This window comes from Terriglobales bacterium, assembly GCA_035543055.1.
Classification (GTDB): Bacteria; Acidobacteriota; Terriglobia; order Terriglobales; family Acidobacteriaceae; genus JAIQFD01.
The window spans coordinates 1-2,937 of record DATKKJ010000190.1; the positions used below are offsets into that span (position 1 = coordinate 1).

Below are 2,937 nucleotides of genomic sequence, written 5' to 3' on the forward strand. Positions count from 1 at the left end.
GCTCAGGGTAATGCCCTTGGAACTATGGCATCCTGTGTCGATCGCCTTGTGGTGCTGACCGGGACTTTGTCCGGCGGCTACGCCGACGACCTTCACAAACTCCTGTTTCGCCTCAATCCCCGGAAGATGGTCAGTCTCGGCGATGAGTGGGGCGAATGCGGCAGACGGCGTTCGCTGAAACATACGGCGTCCTGGAAAGAATCCAGATCTCCGGACATAGGGGTCTTAAGCCTATGAAAATACTGGGATGCGTCGGCGGAGGGTGCGCATGAATACCTGTCCGCTTTTTTTCGTGAGGATTCCGTTTCCTGCGCATTTTCAGCAGGTTACGTAGTTCAACTGCGCACCCAACCATGTCCGCTTCTGGCTATGCCTGCCGGGATCGTTGTAGCACCGGAGGATGGCCGTCCAGCAAGAACTGCCTCTGCCGCCGCCGCTATCGTCGGAGGTCCGCAGCATCAACGCGCGTTGTGTCTTACGCGCTGAAGGCGAGTACCGCGTCGTCGTGTTGGCGGGACTTCCCGTGCACCACTACAGTGTCCAGGATGCGGTGGCCGCGGCGTATGCGATGGTGTTTTTGGTCGACGCTGGTTATGCCACCCAGAAGGAGGTCGCCGTCGCTTTCAACTGCTCGGAGCGCACGGTGCGGCGACATCAGGAACGCTACCACGAGGGCGGGATGACGGCCCTCGCCACGCGCTCCGGGTGGCGTGCTGGCCGCCGGCGCGTGCCAACGAAGCGGCTGCGTGTGATCCAAAGCCTCAAAGCGCAGGGCCTCAGTAATCGCGAGATCGCACGGCGCCTGGGTGTCACCGAGAACGCCATCCGCCAGGAAGTGGGGCCCTCATCGGAGCGGGGCATGCAGCAGCAGTCTCTGCCGCTCGACAGCACTGGCAACTTCGCGGACCAGGTCTCTGTGACACCCGCGGCGGCGCCGGGGCCTCCGCCCCTGGAGTCTACGTCGCCGAGTCGCACCGGTCAGGCTATCACCGAGGAAACCGTGAGCGCCGAGCCAGCAGCCGAGTCCGTCGGGATGAGCCTGGACCGCGACCCGGCCAACCGCGCCTGGGATCGTTTGCTGGCTTGCTTCGGCCTGCTCGACGACGCTGCGCCGGTTTTCGGCAGCGCTCAGGTCGTGCCCGGCGCCGCCGTGCTCTGCGCACTCCCTGTGCTCGTCTCTAGCGGTGTCTTCCGCATCGCCCACAAAGTCTACGGCGAGATCGGGCCAGCCTTTTACGGCTTGCGGACGACGCTTCTGACGCTGCTGCTGATGGCGCTCTGGCGCATCCAGCGCCCCGAGGCCCTCAAAGAGTATGACCCGCAGATCCTGGGACGCGTGATGGGGCTCGACCGTGCCCCGGAGATCAAGACCGTCCGGCGCAAGCTCACTCGCTTGGCCAGTTATCACAAAGCCGAGCAACTCGGCGCAGAGTTGGCGCGTCTCCGTGTCGACGAGCGCGGTCAGCTTTTGGGTTTCCTCTACGTCGATGGCCACGTGCGGGCTTACCACGGCCAACGCAATATCCCCAAGGCTCACGTCGCCCGCCTGCGCCTGTCGATGCCCGCCACCACCGACTACTGGGTCAACGACCAGGCCGGTGACCCGCTCTTGGTGATCACCGCCGCCGCCAACGCCGGCCTGGTGAAGATGCTCCCTGAGGTTCTGCAGGAGGTGCGAAAACTCGTCGGCGATCGCCGGGTCACGGTGGTGTTCGATCGCGGGGGCTGGAGTCCCAAGCTCTTCCAGAAGCTGCTGGAAGCCAGCTTCGACATCCTGACCTACCGCAAGGGCAAGTCACGCCGCATTGCGGCCCAGCGGTTTGTCCTACGCCGCGCTCCCATCGACGGTCGCATCGTCGAATACCGGCTGCACGACCAAGCGGTCCGCTTGCTCAAGGGAAAACTGCGGCTCCGACAGGTCAGCCGCCTGAGCGACAATGGCCACCAGACCCAGGTGATCACCAGCCGCTGGGACCTCCACGATATCGAAGTGGCCTATCGCATGTTCGAGCGCTGGCGGCAAGAGAACTTTTTCAAGTACCTGCGGGAGGAGTTCCTGATCGATGCGCTGGCGGATTACCAAGTGGAGCCCGATGACCCCACCCGCACCGTGCCCAATCCCCAACGACGCGCCCTGGACAAGGACATCCACAACGCTCAGGCAGAACTGGCCGAACTGGAGTGGGCCTACGGCGTGGCGGCGGTGGACAACCCCGAGGGGCGCCGGCCGACCATGCGCGGGTTCAAGATCGCCCACGGCCAGCTCGGCAAGCAACTGCGGGCCGCCCGGGAACGCCTCACCGACCTTCTCACCCGTCGTCGCGGAATCCCTCCGCGGGTGGAGGTCGGCGACCTCAGTGACGGCGCCGTGGTGAAGCTGGCCACGGAACGGAAGCACCTGACCAACCTCATCAAGATGGTCGCCTATCAAACCGAAAGTGACCTGCTGGCCTTCCTCAGGCCGAACTACGCCCGCAGCGACGACGAGGGGCGCACGCTGTTGCATGAGCTCTTCCATGCTGCCGCGGACCTCGACGTCACCGAGACCGAGCTTCGTGTCACGATCTGTCCGCTCAGTTCCCCGCACCGGACACTCGCTGTGCAGGCGCTATGCGACACGCTCACCGAGACGGCCACTGTCTTCCCAGGAACCCGTCTCACGATGCGCTTTGCCGCCCATCCGCGGCCGCAGGTCGGATTGGCCTTCCCCGGACCACGGCCCAGGCCGGCTCCCCTGACGGCTCCGTCGTCCACCTGAACCGGACATTTCACGCCGGGGGTATGTCAGGAGATCTGGAATCTGCGCCGGTTCTACGCCGTCAACCAGATCGAGTACTGCCGATTTGTTCCCCGGAACAAATCGGCAGTTATGTGGCGGCTCTAAATATGTGGCGGCGGCGGTGGCACGCTACGATTGGCGCGGCGGTGCCCGGGAAA

Annotated in this window: 1 protein-coding gene; it reads left to right on the forward strand. The window is 64.4% G+C overall.

Annotation, left to right across the window (positions count from 1 at the left end):
- Positions 1–400: 400 nt before the first annotated feature.
- Positions 401–2,758, forward strand: coding sequence for a helix-turn-helix domain-containing protein (locus VMS96_12740; GenBank protein HVP44293.1), 2,358 nt, complete (start codon positions 401–403; stop codon positions 2,756–2,758).
- Positions 2,759–2,937: the final 179 nt, after the last annotated feature.